The sequence below is a fragment of the Shewanella donghaensis genome (assembly GCF_007567505.1).
GTDB classification, from domain to species: domain Bacteria; phylum Pseudomonadota; class Gammaproteobacteria; order Enterobacterales; family Shewanellaceae; genus Shewanella; species Shewanella donghaensis.
This window is the reverse complement of sequence record NZ_CP041783.1, coordinates 204,900-227,870: the sequence shown is the minus strand read 5'-3', so window position 1 is coordinate 227,870 and position 22,971 is coordinate 204,900. Positions and strand designations below refer to the sequence as shown.

General features: G+C 41.1%; 24 protein-coding genes and 1 tRNA gene. 10 read left to right on the top strand and 15 right to left on the bottom strand.

Features of this window, described 5'->3' with window-relative positions:
- Positions 1-631: 631 nt before the first annotated feature.
- The 7 genes from FPK91_RS00995 to rnm all read right to left on the bottom strand — a co-directional run bounded on the left by FPK91_RS00995 (position 632) and on the right by rnm (position 5,495).
- Positions 632-722 (bottom strand) — tRNA-Ser (locus FPK91_RS00995).
- 132 nt (positions 723-854) lie between these two features.
- The gene (locus FPK91_RS00990; RefSeq protein ID WP_144206834.1) at positions 855-1,187 is read right to left on the bottom strand and encodes a hypothetical protein; all 333 of its coding nucleotides are present in this window, start codon (positions 1,185-1,187) and stop codon (positions 855-857) included.
- 277 nt (positions 1,188-1,464) lie between these two features.
- Complete coding sequence (gene rluB, locus FPK91_RS00985; RefSeq protein ID WP_144206832.1) at positions 1,465-2,337, bottom strand: 23S rRNA pseudouridine(2605) synthase RluB; 873 nt, start codon at positions 2,335-2,337, stop codon at positions 1,465-1,467.
- A complete protein-coding gene (gene scpB, locus FPK91_RS00980) occupies positions 2,338-2,925 on the bottom strand; it encodes an SMC-Scp complex subunit ScpB (RefSeq protein WP_144206830.1) in 588 nt (195 codons plus the stop codon).
- Between the two features lie 33 nt (positions 2,926-2,958).
- Positions 2,959-3,747 carry a segregation and condensation protein A gene (locus FPK91_RS00975; protein WP_144206828.1) on the bottom strand — a complete coding sequence of 263 codons (789 nt, stop codon included), beginning with the start codon at positions 3,745-3,747 and terminating at the stop codon, positions 2,959-2,961.
- A gap of 270 nt (positions 3,748-4,017) precedes the next feature.
- Positions 4,018-4,638, bottom strand: a complete 621-nt coding sequence (locus FPK91_RS00970) for an L-threonylcarbamoyladenylate synthase (protein ID WP_144206826.1) — start codon at positions 4,636-4,638, stop codon at positions 4,018-4,020.
- Entirely contained in the window at positions 4,635-5,495 is an 861-nt protein-coding gene (rnm, locus tag FPK91_RS00965; RefSeq protein WP_144206824.1) for an RNase RNM, read from the bottom strand. Before rnm ends, FPK91_RS00970 begins: the two co-directional genes overlap by 4 nt.
- Positions 5,496-6,023: 528 nt before the next feature.
- Between rnm and FPK91_RS00960 the strand changes: the two genes are divergently transcribed.
- The 6 genes from FPK91_RS00960 (at position 6,024) to trpA (ending at position 12,883) form a co-directional block, all read left to right on the top strand.
- The gene (locus tag FPK91_RS00960) at positions 6,024-7,574 is read left to right on the top strand and encodes an anthranilate synthase component 1 (RefSeq protein ID WP_144206822.1); all 1,551 of its coding nucleotides are present in this window, start codon (positions 6,024-6,026) and stop codon (positions 7,572-7,574) included.
- Positions 7,575-7,612: 38 nt separating this feature from the next.
- Positions 7,613-8,230 carry an aminodeoxychorismate/anthranilate synthase component II gene (locus tag FPK91_RS00955; RefSeq protein ID WP_144214055.1) on the top strand — a complete coding sequence of 206 codons (618 nt, stop codon included), beginning with the start codon at positions 7,613-7,615 and terminating at the stop codon, positions 8,228-8,230.
- Positions 8,230-9,270, top strand: coding sequence for an anthranilate phosphoribosyltransferase (gene trpD / locus FPK91_RS00950; protein WP_144206820.1), 1,041 nt, complete (start codon positions 8,230-8,232; stop codon positions 9,268-9,270). The genes FPK91_RS00955 and trpD overlap by 1 nt, the downstream gene beginning before the upstream one ends.
- Positions 9,270-10,745: a bifunctional indole-3-glycerol-phosphate synthase TrpC/phosphoribosylanthranilate isomerase TrpF gene (gene trpCF, locus FPK91_RS00945; protein ID WP_144206818.1), complete on the top strand. Its 1,476-nt coding sequence runs from the start codon at positions 9,270-9,272 to the stop codon at positions 10,743-10,745. Before trpD ends, trpCF begins: the two co-directional genes overlap by 1 nt.
- Positions 10,746-10,842: 97 nt before the next feature.
- Positions 10,843-12,048, top strand: coding sequence for a tryptophan synthase subunit beta (trpB, locus tag FPK91_RS00940; protein ID WP_144206816.1), 1,206 nt, complete (start codon positions 10,843-10,845; stop codon positions 12,046-12,048).
- 4 nt (positions 12,049-12,052) lie between these two features.
- Positions 12,053-12,883: a tryptophan synthase subunit alpha gene (trpA, locus tag FPK91_RS00935; protein WP_144206814.1), complete on the top strand. Its 831-nt coding sequence runs from the start codon at positions 12,053-12,055 to the stop codon at positions 12,881-12,883.
- A 212-nt stretch (positions 12,884-13,095) separates the two neighbouring features.
- Here the strand turns inward: trpA and FPK91_RS00930 are convergent, their stop codons facing one another.
- Positions 13,096-14,310: an OmpP1/FadL family transporter gene (locus FPK91_RS00930; protein ID WP_144206812.1), complete on the bottom strand. Its 1,215-nt coding sequence runs from the start codon at positions 14,308-14,310 to the stop codon at positions 13,096-13,098.
- A gap of 236 nt (positions 14,311-14,546) precedes the next feature.
- On the opposite strand from FPK91_RS00930, the gene FPK91_RS00925 reads away from it, so the two are divergent.
- From FPK91_RS00925 to xthA, 3 genes are read left to right on the top strand one after another with little or no spacing between them, the layout of a single operon-like run.
- The gene (locus FPK91_RS00925; RefSeq protein ID WP_144206810.1) at positions 14,547-15,098 is read left to right on the top strand and encodes a septation protein A; all 552 of its coding nucleotides are present in this window, start codon (positions 14,547-14,549) and stop codon (positions 15,096-15,098) included.
- Between the two features lie 18 nt (positions 15,099-15,116).
- Entirely contained in the window at positions 15,117-15,416 is a 300-nt protein-coding gene (locus FPK91_RS00920; protein ID WP_144206808.1) for a YciI family protein, read from the top strand.
- The gene (gene xthA / locus FPK91_RS00915; protein WP_144206806.1) at positions 15,416-16,225 is read left to right on the top strand and encodes an exodeoxyribonuclease III; all 810 of its coding nucleotides are present in this window, start codon (positions 15,416-15,418) and stop codon (positions 16,223-16,225) included. The genes FPK91_RS00920 and xthA overlap by 1 nt, the downstream gene beginning before the upstream one ends.
- A gap of 171 nt (positions 16,226-16,396) precedes the next feature.
- On the opposite strand, the gene FPK91_RS00910 is transcribed toward xthA, so the two are convergent.
- The 6 genes from FPK91_RS00910 to FPK91_RS00885 all read right to left on the bottom strand — a co-directional run bounded on the left by FPK91_RS00910 (position 16,397) and on the right by FPK91_RS00885 (position 19,339).
- Positions 16,397-16,573 carry a GGDEF domain-containing protein gene (locus tag FPK91_RS00910; RefSeq protein ID WP_264371784.1) on the bottom strand — a complete coding sequence of 59 codons (177 nt, stop codon included), beginning with the start codon at positions 16,571-16,573 and terminating at the stop codon, positions 16,397-16,399.
- 233 nt (positions 16,574-16,806) lie between these two features.
- A complete protein-coding gene (locus FPK91_RS00905) occupies positions 16,807-17,082 on the bottom strand; it encodes a hypothetical protein (RefSeq protein WP_144206802.1) in 276 nt (91 codons plus the stop codon).
- Positions 17,083-17,277: 195 nt separating this feature from the next.
- The gene (locus FPK91_RS00900; protein ID WP_144206800.1) at positions 17,278-17,553 is read right to left on the bottom strand and encodes a hypothetical protein; all 276 of its coding nucleotides are present in this window, start codon (positions 17,551-17,553) and stop codon (positions 17,278-17,280) included.
- A gap of 48 nt (positions 17,554-17,601) precedes the next feature.
- On the bottom strand, positions 17,602-18,411 hold the full coding sequence (locus FPK91_RS00895; protein WP_319593228.1) for an SAM-dependent methyltransferase: 810 nt from the start codon (positions 18,409-18,411) through the stop codon (positions 17,602-17,604).
- Between the two features lie 50 nt (positions 18,412-18,461).
- The gene (locus FPK91_RS00890) at positions 18,462-19,028 is read right to left on the bottom strand and encodes a GNAT family N-acetyltransferase (protein WP_144206798.1); all 567 of its coding nucleotides are present in this window, start codon (positions 19,026-19,028) and stop codon (positions 18,462-18,464) included.
- Positions 19,025-19,339: a hypothetical protein gene (locus FPK91_RS00885; protein ID WP_144206796.1), complete on the bottom strand. Its 315-nt coding sequence runs from the start codon at positions 19,337-19,339 to the stop codon at positions 19,025-19,027. The genes FPK91_RS00890 and FPK91_RS00885 overlap by 4 nt, the downstream gene beginning before the upstream one ends.
- 452 nt (positions 19,340-19,791) lie before the next feature.
- On the opposite strand from FPK91_RS00885, the gene FPK91_RS00880 reads away from it, so the two are divergent.
- Entirely contained in the window at positions 19,792-20,523 is a 732-nt protein-coding gene (locus FPK91_RS00880; protein WP_144206795.1) for a type 2 periplasmic-binding domain-containing protein, read from the top strand.
- Between the two features lie 203 nt (positions 20,524-20,726).
- Here the strand turns inward: FPK91_RS00880 and FPK91_RS00875 are convergent, their stop codons facing one another.
- Positions 20,727-22,970 (bottom strand): xanthine dehydrogenase family protein molybdopterin-binding subunit, encoded by a 2,244-nt coding sequence (locus FPK91_RS00875; protein ID WP_144206793.1) that lies wholly within the window; start codon positions 22,968-22,970, stop codon positions 20,727-20,729.
- Position 22,971 lies beyond the last annotated feature (1 nt).

Sequence of the window (22,971 nt, the reverse complement as noted above, 5' to 3'; positions counted from 1 at the left end):
ACAGACGATATACCAATAGTTAACCCTAAAAAATAGTCATTTTAATCATGCGTCTTGCACTAAAAATGACCTATACACACAGAACTATATTTTCCCAATATACAAACTTAACTAAGCGTTACCATCTACTTTACACAACCTTACTTCTACCTACATTTCTGCACTAAAACTGCGATTTTGAGCATACGAAAAGTACATTAATAAATAGAATAATCAGCAATACCAGCGATTAATAGTTCAAGTAATTTCGTAAAATAAACGAAAAAGGCTCATCATTTCTGATGAGCCTTTCGTCATAAATATGGCGGATAGATAGGGTATTTCTGAAATAGGAACCCTTGGGTTCAAATGCTTTTAAAAGTTCATGAAACGAAAAAATGCTCATAATTTCTGATGAGCATTTCGTCTTAAATATGGCGGAGAGATAGGGATTTGTACCCTACATTCAGGTGCTATAAACCTGTTGTTCACATCAGTAAATTCTAGAAAGCAAAAAGCCCGTTACTTTCGTAACGGGCTTTTCTAAATATGGCGGAGAGATAGCAAACTTTGGAAATAGGAACCCTTGGGTTCAAACTACCCAGAAACGAAAAAAGGCTCACCATTTCTGATGAGCCTTTCGTCTTGAATATGGCGGAGAGATAGGGATTTGAACCCTAGACGGGCTATAAACCCGTGCCGGTTTTCAAGACCGGTGCATTCGACCACTCTGCCATCTCTCCGAACGAGCGAGATAATAGCGATCTCACTCGCTGGTGTAAAGCATAAATTAACAGAAATGGTCTATTTGGCTAATTCAACAGCAATTTTCTCTATAGTGCTGCTATTTCATACTCACAAGGCCAATTTTCATGCTACTTATCCATTTTAACTGGCGTTAACCCTTTGGCACGATCTTCTACTGCATCATCAAGTTTAAATCCAGCTTGCTTCCATGAACCCGCTTCTTCTGGGTTAAATTTCTCTTTTGACCAATCAGCAGCTGATTCAACATTAAAGCTCGCTTTAGTCCACTGCTGCGATTGCTCTGCATTAAAACCGCTTTTACTCCATTGCTGGGCTTTAGCGGCATCGAAACCAATGGCTTTCCAATCCGCGATATCTCTTTCTGACATTCCTTTCCATGTTGGTGCTGATGCACAGCCATATAAAAGACAAGCAACCACTACCAAGATTAACTTTTTCATTTAATATTCCTTCAACTATAGGTGAGTAAGACTGATGAAAAAACCATCAAGATTAAATATAGTTAGCAGATTAAACAGTTTCAAGAAATGACCGATAAATTATTGCGTTAAGTGATAAACAAATCGAAGAGGTTAGATAAAGTAAGCGTGATATGGCAATGCGTTAGCATTCACTTGAAAAAAAGTTTAGCCATTGAATTTCAGACAATAAAAAAGGCCACGTTATGTGGCCTTTTAAAAATCAACTCCGCTTTATAAACGAATGGTTTAAGCAGTATTAAGTGCGTTGACGCGTTGACTTAGCTCGTACTGGCGCTGCTTTGTGCTTACGCACTGCACGACGAATCTTAGCACCTTTCACTTTTGAACGAGCTACACTGTGTTTGTCAGTGCCTAGCATGGTACGTGTTTCAGCTTCTAAACCTGCGACTTTACGCAGGTAATTCACTTGTTCCATATCAAGTTCAACCCAACCACCACGAGGTAATGATTTAGGCAATTCGACCTTGCCGTAACGAATACGAATTAGACGACTAACCTGTACTTCTTGTGACTCCCACAAACGACGAACTTCGCGGTTACGACCTTCTTTCAAGGTCACATGCCACCATTTGTTTAGGCCTTCGCCACCAGCTGGTTTAATGGTATCAAAGTTTGCTGGTCCATCTTCTAATGTCACGCCTTTACGAAGCTGTTGAACATTCGATTCAGTCACTTCGCCAAAAGTACGGACCGCATATTCACGATCGACTTCGTTTGATGGATGCATTAAGCGGTTTGCTAATTCACCGTCAGAGGTGAATAACAATAAACCTGAAGTATTGATATCCAAACGGCCAACAGCTACCCAACGTGAATCACGTATTTTTGGTAAGCGTTCGAAAACCGTTGTTCTTCCTTCAGGATCTTTACGACTACAAATTTCGCCTTCCGGCTTATGATATGCCAACACACGACAAATAATGTCGTCTTCGGTTTTGATAGTAATGGCACGGCCATCTATGCGGATTTTAGCATCTGCTTCAACGCGATCACCCAAGCTGGCAATTTCTCCGTCTACACTAATACGGCCTGCAGCAATCCATGCCTCCATCTCACGACGGGAGCCATGGCCTGCACGGGCCAAGACTTTCTGCAATTTTTCGCTCATCTAGTTCGACTCTTCTGTTTGTTGTGGTGTCATTGAGACTTTCTCAAATAACGCCTGCAATGACTCTTCATCCGATAACGACGGTAAATCCGCTAACGCTTTCAAGCCAAAATAGGATAAAAACTCACTGGTGGTGGCATACAGTGCTGGTCTCCCAGGAACTTCTTTATGCCCCACAGCTTTTACCCAATGTCTATCAGCTAAACTCTTTATTATGTGGCTGCTGACGGCCACACCTCTTACATGTTCAATATCACCGCGGGTAACCGGTTGCCTATAAGCAATAACTGCTAAGGTTTCTAACGTCGCACGTGAATATTTAGGGGATTTCTCTTGCCACAATGGTTGTAAGAATTCACTTAACAGCTCTTGGGTTTGAAAGCGATAACCACCAGCCACTTCGACTAGTTGTACCCCACGCTCTTGATAATCTTGTTGTAACTCATCGAGGCATTCTTTAATGCGAACCCGAGAAACATCAAATTTGACTAATACGGTATCTTTTAATGCTTTGACGGTAAGCGGTTTCCCCAAAACAAATAGACTCGCTTCGATTAATTGTTTTAATTGAATCGTGTTTATTTGCATGGTCTTCCTTTGTCGTATTTTGAACAATCTAGCTTAAAACGCTTTTACATAAATTGGCGCTAAGGGCTCATTTTGAACTAATTCAACCAATAGCTCTTTAACCAATTCCATCAAGGCTAAAAAACTCACTACCACACCAGCTCGGCCTTCACTGACATTAAATAAATCAGTAAATGGCACATAATGCTCAGTCGATAACAAAGCTAATATCTGACTCATTCGTTCTCGAGTCGATAATAACTCTCGTTTTACATGGTGATGCTCGTTAGCATCGATTCTTTTAAGCACGTCAGAAAATGCCTGTGCAATATCCACTAAAGACACTTCTGGTGGCATCACCATAGGTTTTACATTTGGCGAGACTTTGGCTTGCGCTAAAAAGACATCTCGCTCAAGCCTTGGTAGTTCATCTAAATCGGCAGATGCCTGTTTAATGACTTCATAAGCTTTTAATTGACGAATTAACACTACACGGGGATCTTCATCATCGTCTTCTTCAGTGGCCATTTTAGGCAAAAGAAGTCGTGATTTAATCTCTGCTAATGTGGCAGCCATGACTAGGTAATCAGCTGCTAACTCAATTCTTGCTTCTGTTAAAATTTCAATATAGGCTAAATATTGAATGGTAATTTTCTCAATAGGTAAGTCAACTACATCGAGTTTTTGCTTACGAATTAAGTACAATAATAAATCTAATGGGCCTTCAAATGTTTCTAAAAACACTTCAAGCGCTTCAGGTGGAATGAACAAATCATTAGGCATTGCGTCAAACGCTTCGCCTCGAACAACAGCTAAAGGTAAACTTTTCTGGATACCCTGCATTGATTGTTCCCTAATTTAATGATTTAAAATCAGCTTACTAAGTTATATCACTCAGTAAACTCATCTTCCGACTTTGGTCATGAATAACTTCACTAAAACCCTAAGTACAAATGACTGCTTATCGCCTAGATTTCAATGGGCTTAATGCCTGCAATGAAACAGAAATCAACGGAATTTTCGGCGAAAAATACCAGACGCGCGATTATACGCACTATTGTCGGTGGTTGAAACCACTATCAAAAAAACTTGCTGGGACAAAAAATAAAAGCGTTAGGCAAATAAGCTAATATCGCCCGCACCTTCACGTACGATATCAATCTCACCTTCAGACATATCAATCACTGTGGTTTGGTTTTCAGCAAGATAACCACCGTGAATAATCGCATCTACGCTGTGCTCTAAAATATCGCGGATATGCTCAGGATCAGATTCAGCAAACTCTTCATTTGGCATCAATAGGCTAGTCGACATAATCGGCGCTTCTAATGCTTCAAGTAAGGCTAGCGCAATCAAATTATTAGGCACGCGAATACCAATCGTTTTTTTCTTAGCACATTGTAGACGGCGCGGCACTTCTTTGCTGGCTTTAAAGATGAAAGTATAAGGCCCTGGGGTGCAACTTTTGAGTAAGCGATAGGCTTGATTGTCCACTTTGGCAAAATTTGCCAGTTCAGATAAATCACGACACATTAATGAAAAGTTATTGTCGTTATCAATCTTACGAATGCGCGCCATGCGGGTCATCGCATCTTTTTCACCCATCATGCAACCTAGTGCATAACCAGAGTCTGTCGGGTAAACAATCACCCCACCTTGTTTTAAAATATTCACCGCTTGGCTAATTAATCTCGCCTGCGGGTTTTCATCATGTATATAAAAGAATTGGCTCATGTTCGCTCCGTCCAAGATTCTGCTTGCCATACCCACTGAATGCCAGCTGGTTGGAATAAATTTTTACCTAACTCAATCCAATTGCTCGGGAAATGAAAATCGCTGCCAATTGAACCCATAAGGTTATTCAAGTGACTCAGCGCGACCAAGTTAGCTCTGTCATCAATACTTTGTTGACCTAATACGACTTCCATCGCATCTCCGCCCGCTTCTTTATATTCACGGACTAATTTTTTAAGCCATTTACCCGATAGTTTATATCCACTTGGGTGCGCAAGAACTGCTACGCCGCCGCTGCGGTGAATAATATCAATGGCATTGGCCATATCACCCCAATTATTTGGAACATAACCAGTTTTATTGCGGGCTAGATAGCGTTTAAACACGCTGGGCATATCTTTAGCATAGCCGTTTTCGGCTAACCAGCGCGCATAATGACCACGGCTTATGGCAGCGCCTGCAGCATATTTCTTTGCACCTTCGTATGCGCCTTCAATACCAGCCTTTGCTAAACGTATGCCAATCTCTTTAGCGCGAAGCTCACGCAGCTCACGTTGTTGAATAAGAAACTCAAGCAATACAGGATCAGTAATATCCATATTCAAACCGACAATATGGATATCAAAGTTGTTCCAACGTGTAGAAATTTCAACGCCATTAATGAGTTTTAATGGCGTTGTATGCTTATTATTAAATTCATGTGCTTCAGACAGTCCATCGACAGTGTCATGATCGGTAATAGCGAACATTTGTACGCCCTTATCAATGGCACGTTCAACAAGTTCAGCTGGAGAGAGTACGCCGTCAGATGCGGTCGTGTGGCTGTGAAGATCGGCCAATAGAGTGTCTGTTATCATTAGGTTATTGTACTTTAAACTTTGTTAGAATGCTTAGCCATGTGCTGTTTATTTGCTACATTTTCAGTCAATTGATAGTCCTTTAGCCGTTAACAGCAAAAAAATAATAAATTTGAGAAATATTCAATTGACTTTAAACGCCAGCTAAGGTCTTCTATAGGCACTTACTTGAGTTTTTATTACTATCTTATTAGTAAATGTTTTACTCATAAACTTAAGTACAATTGATAAGAACCCATTATATAACTTCGCAGTGACATGACCTGCAAGTAACTTAAAAAGAGAACCTATTTAAATGACAAACTTTAACGCATTAAACATCAGTTGGTGGTGGCACTTCCCAAATTAACGGGTTGTGAAGCGTTGTGGTGATTTAAATAACACAAGATTTTACTAGAAAGCCCGCAGAGATGTGGGCTTTCTTGCTATTTACGGCTTGCACTCTCCGATACAACTAACGCAAACCAAGAAAATATGAAGAGAATACAGTATGAAAAAGTACAACATCAGGGAGGCGAAATAAGCATTATGAAGCATCAATTTTCCCATGTGGTAACCCAAAAGCAGACATTAGCGTATCACGCTGATCCATTGAGTCTTTATCAACACATAACTGCTAACGCGCCGCATACCATGTTGTTAGAGTCAGCAGAAATAGAAAGCAAAGATCATCTAAAGAGTATTGTATTAACCCATGCTGCAATGATGGTTCGTTGTGATGGTTATAAACTCACCTTTACTGCATTAACTGATAACGGCGCGAGCTTACTTGCACCAATCAGTGACTTTTTCAAATCAAGTGAACAGCAGCAACAAGATAACGTCATCACGGTACATTTAGCAAAAGTGGCTGAGCGATTAGATGAAGATGCGCGATTAAAATCAACCTCTCCACTTGATGGTTTAAGAATGTTTATTCAACACATTCAAACCAATCAAACAGATGCCTTTGAAGATTTATTTTTAGGTGGCGTATTGGCCTATGATTTGATTGATACCGTAGAGCCGTTACCTGAAGTCCCTAATGCTGATAATGATTGTCCTGATTACTTATTCTATTTAGCTGAAACGTTAATACTAGTCGACCACCAAACCCAGCAAGCCGATATCATTACTCACCAATTTTCAGACAATATGGCTTTAGCTGATACCCTATTTCAACGGGTTAATGACCTTAAAGAAAATTGCCAAACATTAGCAGCTGTTGAGCCATTAGTGACCGTTGATGCGACAACCCAAGTCAACATCAGTGATGAAACATACAAACAAACGGTAATCGACTTAAAAGAGCATATTGTTGCTGGTGATATTTTTCAGGTAGTCCCTTCAAGAAGTTTTAGTCTGCCCTGCCCAAATACTTTAGGTGCTTACCGCGCATTAAGACTGACCAATCCAAGCCCTTACATGTTTTATTTCCGCGGCCCTGATTTCACCTTATTTGGCGCATCACCTGAAAGCGCACTCAAATATGATGCCGCCAGTAATCAAGTGGAAGTTTACCCAATAGCAGGCACACGTCAGCGCGGTAAAACCCTTGATGGTACCATTGATTTTGATTTAGACAGTCGTATCGAGCTTGAACTACGCCTTGATAAGAAAGAGCTTTCTGAACACTTAATGTTAGTGGATTTAGCCCGTAACGATATCGCCCGCATTAGCCAAAGTGGCAGCCGTAAAGTCGCTGAATTATTAAAAGTTGATCGCTACTCGCATGTGATGCACTTAGTCAGTCGCGTAACAGGGCAATTACGCGAAGACTTAGATGCACTGCATGCTTATCAGGCGTGTATGAATATGGGCACCTTAGTGGGCGCACCCAAAGTACGCGCATCACAACTGGTTCGTGAAGCAGAAAAAGCCCGTCGAGGCAGTTATGGCGGCGCTGTAGGTTACCTTAATGGTCTTGGTGATATGGATACCTGTATCGTTATCCGCTCAGCCTTTGTAAAAAATGATGTGGCATTTATTCAAGCAGGTGCAGGTGTGGTGTTTGATTCAAACCCACAAGCAGAAGCTGACGAAACTCGTCAAAAGGCACAAGCCGTTATATCAGCAATTAAAATGGGAGGCGGACTATGAGCACTCTTTTAACCAACGCTGCTAAGCAAGACAATAATATGAAACTGTATTTATTAGATAACTTCGACTCTTTCACCTATAACCTAGTAGATCAATTTCGCAGTTTAGGCTTTGAAGTTCTCATTTACCGTAATGATGTTAGCGCAGACTATTTAGCTGAAAAACTGATTAACGAAGCAGGTAAAGCGGCACTAGTTTTATCACCAGGACCTGGCGCCCCGCACGAAGCAGGTTGCATGATGGAATTAATCGGTAAAGTTGCCGGTAAAGTGCCAATGCTGGGGATCTGTTTAGGTCATCAAGCGATGGTGGAATATTACGGCGGTAAAGTTGAGCGCGCCCCTTTTGTTGTTCATGGTAAAGCGAGTCCAACTATTCATACTGGCGAAGGTGTATTTGCCAACCTTCCTTCACCACTGCCTGTTGCCCGCTATCACAGTTTGGTCGCCACCAAAGTACCCGATTGTTTAGACATTATTGCCACCACTGATGATATGCCAATGGCCGTATTGCACCCACAAGATAAAGCGGTTGGGTTTCAATTCCACCCAGAATCAATATTAACCACCTTAGGCTGCACCTTATTAACCCAAACACTGTCTTATCTGACTAATACGTCAGCAAGTGTTGATTCACCAGCAAAAGGAACACTGTAATGGCTGAGCTACAACCTCTTTTAGACTCGTTATACCAAGGTAATGCCCTTACTCGTGAGCAAAGCGCACAACTGTTTAGTGCTATTGTTGCTGGTGAAATGGACCCTGTAGCCATGGCGGGCATGTTAGTTGCGCTAAAAATGCGCGGTGAAACCATTGATGAAATCACTGGCGCGGCTGATGCCCTGCGTCAAGCAGCTAAACCGTTTCCACGCAGCGCGCAATCATTAGTCACTGGAGTGGTTGATATTGTCGGAACCGGTGGCGATGGCCATAACACCATTAATATCTCGACTACCGCATCTTTTGTTGCCGCTGCTGCGGGAGCAAAAGTCACTAAACATGGTAATCGCGGCGTATCGAGCAAATCTGGCGCATCAGATGTACTGTCACATTGTGGTATTGCGCTAACCATGGACCCTGAATCAGCCAGCAAATGTGTTGATGATTTTGGTTTATGTTTCTTGTTCGCCCCGCATTACCATGCAGGTGTAAGACATGCCGTCCCAGTAAGACAAGCCCTTAAAACGCGCACTATTTTTAATATACTTGGGCCGTTAATTAACCCTGCAAAACCAGAAGCCATGATTCTTGGTGTCTATTCACCGAAGTTAATTGCCCCTATCGTCAATGTTCTTAATGCCTTAGGTGTTAAACGCGCAATGGTAGTGTATGGCAGTGGTTTAGATGAAGTAGCATTGCATGGCGAAACGCAAGTGGCAGAACTTAATGATGGCGATATTCGTTTTTATACATTAACCCCACAAGAGTTAGGGGTTGAGCCTGCTGAGATTAAAGCCTTAGAAGGCGGTGAGCCAAGTGATAATGCCCTTATTACCCAAGCTATTTTAAAAGGTGAAGGTAAGCCTGCCCATCGTGATGCGGTGGCAATTAATGCAGGTTGTGCGCTTTATGTTAGCGGTGTTTGCGATAGCGTGCAGCAAGGCACGCAACTCGCATTAAATACGATTAACAGTGGTAAAGCTTTTCAAGTCTTGACCCAACTGGCTGCAGCAAGCCAACAAGAGGATGCGAAATAATGACCACTATTAACTCTGGCGCTAACACGAGTATTAATTCTGCGACTAATTCTGAAGCTAAAGAATCAAATGTATTAACTAAAATTGTTGATACCAAAGTGGCGCACATTGCCTCATTAAAACTTCGCTACCCAGAAGCGAGCTTACAACCAAAAATCTCAGACCGTAGCTTATTTGATGCGCTAAAACAGCCTAATGCCGGTTATATTTTTGAGTGTAAAAAAGCCAGTCCTTCTAAGGGATTGATTCGCCCAGTTTTTGATGTTGAAGCAATAGCTGATATTTATGGCAACTATGCTGCTGGGATTTCGGTATTAACTGACGAGCAGTTTTTTCAAGGTGATATTGATTACATCCCATTAGTGCGTGCGCGTGTTAAACAACCGATCTTGTGTAAAGACTTCTTTGTCGACCCATACCAAATCAAGCTCGCGGCCCATCAAGGCGCTGATGCTGTGTTATTAATGCTGTCAGTACTCGATGATCAGCAGTATAAATTACTGGCAGCAGAAGCGGTTAAATACAATTTAGATGCATTAACAGAAGTCAGTAATCAGCAAGAACTTGAACGGGCGATTGATCTTAATGCCGCGATTATAGGTATTAATAACCGTAACTTACGTGACTTAAGCACAGACCTTGCAACGACTGAAGTGCTAGCACCGCAAATACCGTCTGACCGCGTTATTATTAGTGAGTCTGGCATTTACAACAATCAGCAAGTAAAACGTTTAAATCCATTGGTTGATGGCTACCTTGTTGGTAGTTCAATCATGGCGCAAGATGATATTGATTTAGCTTGCCGTCAGCTTATTTTTGGTCATAACAAAGTGTGTGGCTTAACCCGCATTGAAGACGTTAAAGCCGTGGCACAAGCGGGCGCTGTTTATGGTGGATTAATTTTTCATCCGAAATCGCCACGCAACGTCAGCATTGAACAAGCAGCTGCTCTTGTTAAGCAAAGCCAACAAGCCAGCATTGGTTTGAACTTTGTTGGCGTATTCGTCAATAAAGCCAATGCCGATATCGTTGCAACCGTTAAAACCGTTGGCTTGTCGGTAGTGCAATTGCACGGCAGTGAAACCAGTGCCGACATAAGCGCGCTAAAACAATTACTCACTGACGCTAAGCTTGATTGCCAAATTTGGAAAGCGGTTAGCGTAGATAGCGGCACCAATACTGTGGGTGATAAACCACAAGGCTGCGATCGTTACTTATTCGACAGTAAAAACAACGCTGAATTTGGTGGCACAGGTAAGACATTTGATTGGCAAGCGTTACTCGACTCATCAGCGATAACAGCCGCTGAACGAGAAAATGCCATGCTCGCAGGTGGGCTGACACCAGAAAATGCATTTGAGGCAAATCAACAAGGTTTCTATGGCTTAGATCTTAATTCAGGGGTTGAATCGGCGCCCGGAGTTAAAGACCCGCAGAAAGTGGCTCACGCATTTGCAGCAATCAGAAAGAATTAATCACATTGGCTCGATTGCGAGCCAATGCATTGAACAGTTTAAGCATTTCGAAATAGCCAACATAGGTATTTCACATAATATTGATAAGGAAAACCCAATGACAAAGCTCAAGTTAGACCCTTATTTTGGTGAATATGGCGGCATGTATGTCCCACAAATTTTAGTTCCAGCCCTTAAGCAACTTGAAACGGCCTTTGTTGAAGCTCAAGAAGACCCTGAATTTCAAAAAGAGTTTACTGATTTACTGAAAAACTATGCAGGTCGACCAACTGCGCTGACACTCACACGTAACTTAAGCCCTAACCCAATGGTAAAAATTTACCTAAAACGTGAAGATTTACTTCATGGCGGCGCCCACAAGACTAACCAAGTGTTAGGTCAGGCGTTATTGGCAAAACGTATGGGTAAAAAAGAGATTATTGCTGAAACTGGTGCTGGCCAACATGGCGTTGCAACCGCATTAGCATGCGCATTGTTAGATCTGAAATGTAAGGTCTACATGGGCGCCAAAGACATTGAACGTCAATCGCCAAACGTATTTAGAATGAAATTAATGGGCGCTGAAGTTATCCCTGTCACCTCTGGTTCATCAACCCTTAAAGATGCGTGTAATGAAGCGATGCGTGATTGGTCAGCAAGCTATGAAAAAGCACATTACTTACTGGGCACCGCTGCAGGGCCACACCCATTCCCGACTATCGTACGTGAATTTCAACGCATGATTGGCGAAGAAACCAAACAGCAAATTCTTGAAAAAGAAGGCCGTTTACCAGACGCCGTTATTGCCTGTGTTGGCGGCGGTTCAAACGCTATTGGTATGTTTGCTGACTTTATTGATGAAAAAGATGTTGAGCTTATTGGTGTTGAACCAGCAGGTAAAGGCATTGATACCCCAATGCACGGCGCACCGTTAAAACACGGTAAAACCGGCATTTTCTTTGGTATGAAAGCCCCGTTAATGCAAGACAGCGACGGTCAAATTGAAGAGTCATACTCAGTGTCTGCAGGTCTTGATTTTCCATCAGTCGGCCCGCAGCATGCTTACTTAAATTCTATTGGCCGCGCACGATACGAGTCCGCAACTGATGATGAAGCACTAGATTGTTTCCAGTTGCTTGCGCGCTGTGAAGGTATTATCCCCGCTTTAGAATCAGCTCACGCCATTGCCTATGCCGTGCGTTTAGCAAAAGAAGCCACTAAAGAAACCATTTTAGTGGTTAATCTTTCTGGTCGTGGTGATAAAGATATTTTCACCGTTGCTGATATTTTAGAACAACGTGATTCAGCTGACGCTGCTAAATAAGGAGATGAACATGTCTTTACCCATTACTAATCGTTATCAAGCAGCATTCGACCAGCTAGACGCGAAGAAACAAGGCGCTTTCGTTCCTTTTGTGACCTTAGGCGACCCGTCTGTTGAAGTGTCACTGAATATTATCAAAACCCTAGTAGATAACGGCGCTGATGCCCTTGAGCTTGGATTTCCGTTTTCAGACCCTCTTGCTGATGGCCCAGTGATTCAAGGTGCAAACCTACGCGCATTAGCATCAGGTACCAGTGTCTCTGATTGCTTTAGCATGTTGACTCAAGTACGTGAACTTTATCCTCAAATGCCAATGGGTTTATTGTTATATGCCAATCTCGTATTTGCCAATGGTATCGATGATTTTTATGCCAAAGCACAACAAGCTGGTGTGGATTCTGTACTGATTGCAGATGTGCCCGTTGAAGAGTCAGCCCCGTTTAGTGAATCGGCTAAAAAACATGGCATAGCGCCAATTTTCATTGCCCCGCCTAATGCTGACAGTGACACCTTAAAAATGGTCAGTGAAAAAGGTCAAGGTTACACCTACTTGTTATCCCGCGCTGGAGTAACAGGAACAGAATCAAAAGCTGGCCAACCAATTGATACAGTGGTGGCAAAATTGGCAGAATTTAATGCCCCGCCACCATTATTGGGTTTTGGTATCGCAGAACCAAGCCAGGTCAGTGCAGCGATTAATGCTGGTGCAGCAGGTGCTATTTCAGGTTCAGCTGTCGTTAAAATAATCGAAAAACACCAACATAACGAAGCTGAATTAGTGAGCGCCCTTGCTGAATTTACTCGTAATATGAAGGCAGCAACTCAAAAAGGCTAACACCATATTGAGACTATGCACTGGTCATTTTTAATGACTAAAGTTTACAAGGCTCATGCTTTCAAGGAAAAGCTTCTAACGGCTAAAATAAATAAACAATGCATTCTCAAATACATTAAACAAAAATGCCGCTCATCAACAATGAGCGGCATTTTTTTATTCTTCATCAAACATTATTTTTAATAGTAAATGCTATATGAATTTTTGCGGCTTTAGAAGGTTAACGAGAAACCGACAAAGTGAATGCTAGAGTCAAAATAACCATTCAACAAGTTACCAGTTAGATCAGTACCAGGAATAAGACCATCTTGACGAATTTCAACGTTACCTAAATCAGCATATTCATAAAACATATCTAATTTACTGTCGCCAATATAAGTACTTACACCCACAGAGTATCGTTTTTGAACTCCAACCGGGATATCAGGCGTTTGTAAATATGGGTCATCTTGAGGTGAGGTTTCATAAGAGAAACCCAACTTTAAATTCCAGTCTTTGTTAATGGCGTAATCTAAACCGACACCGTAATGCCACACATCATCCCAGTCACGGTTTTGCGTTAAATCAAATGAATTTGAAACCCCATCAACGGTACCATTAAAGGTTATCGGGGTAGAATCCCAGTCACTCCACTGATGCCACTGCACAGTCGTTAACAATGCCAATTCAGGTGTTAATTGGTAGCTAGCACTAAAATCCACTAACGCCACTAGGGTGCTGTCCATAGAGTAGTCAGTTAAAAGAAGTTTTTCTAAACGAATATCTGAATTTAAATCACCTTGGAAATCATGCTCTAGTTTTGAACGGTAACTTAAGCCCATCATGAGCTTATCAGTAGGTTGATATACCACACCTGCGTTATAGCCTGTTGCCCAATCAGAGGCACTTTCAATTTGAGTGTTAACCATTCTCGCATCAAGCACGGCATAATTAAGTTGTAATCCCGCGGCCACTGACCATTGGTCATTAATGCGATAACTTAACGAAGGGTTCAATTGTAGCGTCAATAGATTAATATCTTCTAATTGCAGTTCACCAGCCCAATCAGCGCTGTAATCTAAACCAGAACCACCTGCGGTGCCTAACCCAATACCAAAATGTAAATCATCAGTCAGTTGCACTACATGAAATGCAGCAATTGAGGCTAGATAATTATTACTGCCACCGTTTGCGGTATCGTCTACATCATAAAAATCCACACCCAGATCAAATACTAAACCATTAACGGTGGTTTTATTGTCACCCATAAAGGACATAATCGCCGGGTTAACCCACATAGCAGCTGCTGATTCAGTGTAAACACCGTCACCTGCCCCTGCAGTACCTAGGTTGGCATAAACAGCTTCTTGTAAAAATAAACCGCTAGCACTGGCTGGTAATGAAAATAAAAGCGCTAATGGTGCTAATTTTATGATGTTACGGGTCATATTAGTATTCTCTAAAATTTGCATAAGAGAATAATAGCACTAACCATTATTCCATATGGAATATCGCTTATTCTGTTTGTGGCCTTCAGATTTATTAAAAAAAGTACAATTAACCATAGTTCATCTTTAACTTATGTTGATGTTCTTCATATCATCGACGGTAACTGCTACACTTTGCGACAATAATTTCTATTAGCAAATGGACTGCTAAAATCACCTTTAGGCTATAGCATCTAATGAAACAACTGCTTGATTTTCTTCCACTGGTTATCTTTTTTACCATTTATAAATTTTATGACATTTATACCGCTACGGGTGCGTTAATCGCCGCCACAGCAGTACAGCTTATCGTGACTTATTTGTTATATAAGCAAGTAGAAAAAATGCATTTAATCACTTTTGCCATGGTGACATTTTTTGGTTCTTTAACATTGATATTTCATGATGACGCGTTCATTAAATGGAAAGTCACTATTGTTTATGCGTTCTTTGCAATTGCATTGGCAGTTAGTCAAATAATAAAGAAACCCATCCTTAAAAGTATGCTCGGCAAAGAGATGAAATGCCCAGATAAAGCTTGGGCAATCGTCACCTGGTATTGGGTCACGTTCTTTGTTGCATGTGGTATTGCCAATATCTATGTTGCCTTTAGCTTGCCGCTTGAAACCTGGGTAAACTTTAAGGTATTTGGTTTAAGCGCATTAACACTGGTGAACACAGTGATTACCGTTATGTATCTGTATAAACATATGGAACATGATGAATCGGAACAAGAACAAGAAAAATAAATTCAAGGAACCCTACACATGTGGTACATGATTTCGTCGCAAGATGTTGAAAACAGTTTAGAAAAACGTTTGAGTGTTCGACCAGCACATTTAGCCCGTCTTGAAGCGCTCGCTGCTGAAGCGCGCTTATTAGTTGCTGGCCCACATCCCGCTATCGACAATGAAAATCCTGGCGAAGCAGGATTTAGCGGCTCTTTAGTCGTTGCTGAATTTGAGTCTTTAGTTGCCGCACAAGCATGGGCTGATGAAGACCCATATATCGCAGCAGGCGTATACGCAAGTGTGGTTGTTAAACCTTTCAAGCGAGTACTGGTGTAATGAAAATTGTCTCATTTAATATCAATGGTATTCGTGCACGTTTACATCAATTGCAAGCGTTAATCGACAGCCACCAGCCTGACGTAATCGGCCTGCAAGAAACCAAAGTTCACGACGAAGCATTTCCAGTGGCTGACGTTGAAGCCATGGGTTATCACGTACATTATCACGGCGGTAAAGCCCATTACGGTGTGGCTATGCTGTCAAAAGCTGAACCTATAGAAGTCATTAAAGGCTTTAGTGGCGATGCTGAAGATGCCCAGCGGCGGATGATTATGGGTAAGTTTACTCAAGCTAATGGCCGTATTATTACCATAATGAATGGCTATTTCCCGCAAGGTGAAAATATTAGTCACGAAACTAAATATCCCGCTAAACGTAAGTTCTATCAAGACTTGATGCAACATTTAGCTGACAATCACACACCAGATGAAGACATTGCTATTATTGGTGATATCAACATCTCGCCTATTGATTTAGATATTGGTATTGGTGAAGTGAATGCTAAGCGCTGGCTTAAAAGTGGTAAGTGTAGCTTCCAACTAGAAGAGCGTGAATGGTTAGCTAAACTAAAAGATTGGGGCTTTGTTGATAGCTTCCGTGAATTACATCCTGATCGCACTGAGCGTTATTCTTGGTTTGATTACCGCAGCAAAGGCTTTGTTGATAACCGCGGTTTACGTATTGATGTAGTGATGGTGACCAAATCTATGTTGCCAAGGCTGACTGAATCAGACGTAGATTACGATTTACGCGCTATTGAAAAACCATCAGATCACGCACCGATTTGGAGTACTTTTTCAGACTAATCTGTACGGATGCGGATGCGAAACCTCAAGGTTAACATTCCGATGTCTAATCCTAAAAAGCCTAACTGCTATGCGAGTATATAGTAGTTAGGCTTTTTAATAACTGTCTCGCTCTAAATGACTTGCCCTAAATGACTTGCCCTAAATAATGCGGATCTGTTGGCGCCTTGATCAATCGGTATAAGTTTCAGTTGATGCACAGACTTTGTTTCGACCAGAATTTTTTGCTTGATACATGGCCTGGTCAGCATCAGCAATCAGTTTGTCTAATGATATACCAGAAGTGCTGAAGTCACTCACTCCAAAGCTGCGACTTATCTCAAAATTAAACCCAGTTTCATCAGTGATGATTGCATTAAGTTTAGCGCGGTAGGTTTCAGCGATGACTAATGCATCGCTTATACTGCAGTCTTGATAGAATTTCCAGAAAGGTTTCAGGGTGACTACTACAAAAGTTATCAGCCTTAATCAAAAAATTGTCGCCGTAATTTTTATTTATATTCGCAGGTATAAAATAATTTGACGAAGATAAAATCATTTTTCTAATTCACTATGCAACAAATTTATCTTCGTCTTTGATATTACGCTGTCATTCTTAGATCAGCTACACCAGAGTCAACCTTTTCACTTGGTTGACCTTCATCTTCAGGCTGATCATCTTCAGTAAGTACCATCAGGCCAACAACATCAGGGCAAATATCGAGCTGTTTTTCTAAGCTGGAAGTGTCATTATTTAATAATGCCTGCTTTAACTCAGGAGTTAAGCTGGATGTTGAAATCGCATCTGCTAATAATTGCGGATTTTGTAAGTCCGCATCTTGGCCCATACGCTCGAGTAATTGAATAATGTTTGACATGTTTTTTCCTTAAATGATGTCTTGTAAATCCTGCTTATACTTTACAATTTAACTTGCTTGGTTTTGATTAATCTGTGCTTCAAGCGCTGATAATCGAGTGAGTAATTCGATACTTTTAGTATTGCTTTTGAAGGTGCTATCACCAACGTGGTAATGTTAACGGGAGCTCACATTTACTAGTTCCCGTCAAAGGTTTTACGCTGTCATTCTTAAATCAGTTACACCAGAGTCAACCTTTTCACTTGGTTGACCTTCATCTTCAGGCTGATCATCTTCAGTAAGTATCATCATGCCAACAACATCAGGGCAAATATCGAGCTGTTTTTCTAAGCTGGAAGTGTCATTATTTAATAATGCCTGCTTTAACTCAGGAGTTAAGCTGGATGATGAAATCGCATCTGCTAATAATTGCGAATTTTGTAAGTCCGCATCTTGGCCCATACGCTCGAGTAATTGAATAATGTTTGACATGTTTTTTCCTTAAATGATGTCTTGTAAATCCTACTTATACTTTACAATTTAACTTGCTTGATTTTGATTAATCAGTGCTTCAAGCGCTGATAATCGGTTAAGTAATTCGGTATTTTTCTTCATAGATTCCGAGGGAGGTATCACCAATGTGGTATGCTGGCTCAAACTTACATTTGCTAGTTCTCCAAGGGTGATCCTTTGCTGTAGAACCTTATCAATAGGCAATACCGCGGCTTCGTATAGAATGATAATATGTGCTTCGGAATAGGTTTTTAAAAGGAGTTCAACTAAAATCTGTCTATGTGCCTGACCTGTTGAGCGGCGAGTTAATGATTTATCCCCTGCAATACCTATTTGCCATAATACCAAGTAAGCTGACGGGTCAAAAACACGCTGATAAAACATGAACTGGCTGGCTTCATAATGTTGACAGCCCACACTACCTGGGTCGATGCCTAAATCTGCGTATAAACAGTCTTCAGCAGAAATACCGGGGATCATCTTGGCATCAAACCCTTCTTGTTTTGCCTGCTCAATAGCAACACGTGGAGCTTGAGCGAATACGCCTGGGTGACCATAAAATGCGCCAACAACTTTTTTACCAGCACGAACTTGTTCAAGCATCACCTCTACCATTTGTTTATAGGTAATGCGGCGAGATTTACCTTTTTCGTAGAAAGCTTGCAAGCTACGTACATCAGGGTGCATTTCTTTTAGCCATAGCTCGACTATGCCATTAGATACACCAGAAAACACCACATCGGCTTTATCAATATGACTCTTGCTAATGGGGCAAATATGCGCCCCCAGTGTCATTCCTACCCCTACGCAGACTATGCTTCCATTCATTTTAGCCATTCCCACACCCCAATATCACTCAATATTAATTTAGCAAAACCTAACCTAACCTAACAGGTATTAGTATGATTTGGCAGTGATTTCTGCCAAATTTCTGCAGTTAAATAACTAGTCAAATTTTTGGGTTTATCTTTGGTGTTTTTTTCATCAGAGTGGTTAGTTATTGGCTGCTCAATTATAAACCCTAACTTTTGAGTACTCCTATGGGTCGCATAATTGGTGCTGTCATATTGAGCGCAAATTCGTTCAAGTTTAAGAGTGTTAAAACCGAAGTTGATTAATCCGGTAGTTGCCTCTTCAGCAAGTAATTTACCGTTAGATTTCCTTAACAACATAATGCCAATTTCAGCGCAGTTAGGTTGATTATTTGAGGAGAATAAACTCTGTAATCCAATTGCGAGGCCATTTTGTTCAATGACCCAAACCCAGCGCTGCTTTATTGGAGAAAGATTATCTTGTAAGGCAGTTTCGAAAAATTGCTTGATTTGCTGCGGCTCAAAAGGTGCACATATTTTACGCATTGTCTTAGGGTCGGAATAAAGCTGCACAAATATGTCAAAATCACCTTGCTGTATTAATCGCATCGACAGACGCTGAGTATTAAAGCTGTAATTCATTTAACTTTACCAGTTAATAGTGGCGCAATATGTATGGCTACACTTAGCAACATACATATCATTCTAAAGTAAGCTTTACACTTTAAAGAGCTGCTAAACTGCCAGTAAAAATGGGCTTTGTAAGCTAATAAGATTAAGTCTGTGTCATCTTCGGGGTGATAAGCGACTTGGCCAACAACTAATGAACTGCTTCCAGAATCAACAATTAAGTTAACTTCCGTTTGCTGGCTACCTATATGTAACTTTACGGTGTAGCCGCCTTTTGCATAAATATTGATGAGGGGTAAGGCTAATGGGTGTGTTGCTGTCATGTGTCGCAGTCCTGTGCTGTTGAATTAAGGCATTAAATCGATGATTTAGCTTTAGCTTATATTAAATTACCTTATTCGGGATAATAAACTTGTGCTACTAAACTTTTGGTAAAGACTTTATCTGAATCTACAGTAAAAAATCATTAGTTCGTTGCTATCATTACTTTTAGCTGCAAGATCAACGAACTTAACATTTGTTGCCCACAGCCTGACTTTGAACATACTAGACTCACCAGTCAATATCACTTACGTTAGAAATTGATTTTCTTACATCCTAAGCAAAATAGCCTTTGTGTTGTTATGCTTTACATTAGATAATAATCATATAAGCTAAATTTGTGCTATCTGGCGTTACAACTTGAAAAGGACTTTATAAGTTGAATCATATCAAATATAAAATACACTCAAAAAGTAAGCAGCTACTATTCAGCGTATCCCTATGTCTGAGTCTGATGTTAATAAACCAACCTGTTTTCGCTTATCACGATAAAACGATCAGCTTTACCACCAGCAACAGTATTGAACCCTATTTTTTTGTAAATGAAAAACGTGGACTGCAATATGAGTTATTAAGTGCCGCGTTATCAATGAATAATATACTGTTGGGCGAAGTCACTTTTGCGACTAACCTAAGAGCTTTGCGATTAGTTAAAACCAAAAAAACCGATTGTATTATCAATTCTCCCTCTAATAGCGACGGGTTATTTTTAACCCAAAGCTTAATTGAGTATCAAAATAGTGTATTTTTTCTCAATAAAAACAAACTAGAAATAGATGAAATTGAAGATCTTAAAAACTACTCATTAGTTGGGTTTCAAAATGCACATCAATACCTAGGCCAAGAATTTTTAGCGTTATCTAAAACACATAATAATTATCATGAAATTGCCAATCAAAAAAACCAAGTATTAATGCTATTTGGTGAACGAATTCAGGCAATTATCCTTGAACAACGAATTTTCGATTATTATCGTCGGCAAATAGAGAACCAAATAAAGTCGACTTATGAAGTGACTAAAATCACCTTATTTGACCAAGCCCCCCGCTATATTGCTTGTCATGATCCCGATACGGCAATATTAGTCAATGAAGCCATTTCACTATTAAAACAAACCAACTTGTACCAACAAATTTTACTCAATGCTGAACAGGGTGAATACGATATGGCAGAGTTGACCAAATAACCTGATAGCTTGATAGCTTGATAGCTTGAAAAAGGCAAGCTGTAAGAACAAACCATAGGACTCCACTTTTACCTAATAAATAACCCCCTAGAATTTCGTGACCTTTGTAGCTAAAAAATTTGTGGCTAAAAAAATAATTATAAAAAGCAAAAAAATGCCCAAATCGGATGACCGATTTGGGCGTTTATGACTTCTTATAATACTTACATTTTCAACACTTTACTCAGTGGTAAATCACGATAGCGCTTACCGCTTGCTGCAAAAATAGCATTCGTTAAGCTGGGTGCGACTGGCGGCACACCAGGTTCACCAACCCCTGCAGGTTTAGCTGTTGATGCCACGACAATGGTTTCAATTTTAGGTGATTGCCCAATACGTAGTAATGGATAATTATGAAAATTAGATTGCTCGACTTTACCGTCTTTGTAACTAATTTCGCCCATCATAGCGAGGCTTAAGCCAAATATAACCGCCCCTTCTGTTTGAGAGTGAGCTCTATCTGGATTAACTACGGTACCAGCATCAATAGCGGCAATGCTGTTAAGTACTGTTAGCTTATCTCCTTCCATTTCAACTAATGTTGCTACAGCAACGTAGCTAACAAAACTACGATGAACCGCAAAACCCCAACCTTGACCCGGTTTTACTTTAGGATGCTTTGCCATCGCTTTTTCTACGGCATCGATGACCCCCAAGAAACGGCCGATATCAATCGGGAAATCATCTAAGGTTTCACCATAGTTTCCGTATTTTACGATTTGATTTTCAAGCTTCTCATATCGGGGCGTACCCAGTAGTTCACGCCACATTGCAATACAGGGCTTACCTGCATTAACCGCCAGTTCATCAACAAAACTGCCAATACCAAAACCGTGTTGAATATTACACACTGATCGCATCCAGCCGATTCGAGAATGAGCGGTCGCTTTCACTGATTCCAACTGGATTTGCGGTAAATTAAAAGGAATATCAGAAAAACCTAAATCCAACTCCCCTTCTGATGGCATATCAACGCCTTCAGCAAAGGTTGAACTGATAGACGGGAATCCACTGCGAGCCAATAAAGCTTGTGGTGCTTTGTTGTTATCTAACTTCGCTTGATAGTGCTGAGCACTAATCGCATGGTAATAACCATTTTGAATTTCATCTTCACGGCTCCAACTGACTTTTACCGGTTTATTTAATTTCTTAGATAATAAGGCTGCTTCGACACTGAAATCTGGCTTAGATTTACGGCCAAATCCGCCGCCCAGTAAAGTCACGTTTACTTTAACCTGTTCATCCTTTAATCCTAGCGTGCCTGCAACATTCTTCTGAGTGCTTTGCGGGGTTTGGGTTGAAGCCCACAGCTCGCAACCTTCTTTGGTCACTGAGGCAACGGCAACGGGCGGCTCCATCATCGCATGGGTTAAATAAGGCACGGTATAAACCGCAGATAAACTATTGTCTTTATTCCAGTCAGTAACGCTGTCACCTAACTGACGAATAACTTTGCCAGGTTGGCCAACACGCGTCACCAACTGTGCTAAATCAACATCTGAGTCATAACTGCTGTTAGCAGATTCTGTCCAAGTGATTTTTAATGCCTTGCGGCCTTGAATCGCACTCCAGGTGTTAGTCGCTATAACCGCAACCCCACCAAGGGCTTGAAATAAAGGTGCACCTTTGGCAATCGGTAATTGAATAACATCTACAACGCCAGTAACCGCTCTAGCTGCAGTATCGTCTAACGAAGCAACATCACTGCCAAATACCGGCGGACGCGTAATTGAGGCGTAAACCATGCCCTCTACATTTATGTCATAACCAAAGACGGCTTTACCGCTAATCATGTCGTCCATATCCACAATTGTGGGAGATTGACCAATATGAGTAAACTTTGATGCAGGTTTTAAGCTAATACTGTCAGCTTCAGGTGTGGGTAGCTTACTTGCTGCAAGGGCTAAATCACCAAAGCTTAACGATTTAGCAGAGGGTTTGTGATGCACTTTACCTGCTGCGGCATAAACCTCAGATTTAGGGACTTTCCATTGATTAGCAGCAGCTTGCTCAAGCATGTCTCGAGCGGTTGCGCCCATTTGACGCATTCGTTGATAATGTTTACGAATACTGCGGCTACCATCGGTATTTTGGCTACCAAACTCTTCATTAGCTAAACCTTGGACCACAACAATCTGATCCCAATCAGCTTCTAACTCATCAGCCAAAACTTGTGGAATACCCGTTCTGATCCCTTGTCCCATTTCAGAGCGATGACAGGTCAAATAGACTTTATTATCCTCACCGATGGCAATAAACAAATTAAGCTGAGCTTGCTTGCCTTCGGCCATAACCATTGGACTCCAAGCGAGTCCTGAAACACCTAGGGCTAAGCCACTCCCCACACCACCAAATAGTTTTAATACTCCGCGGCGACTGATATTTTCAACTGCTGTAAAGGTAGTCATA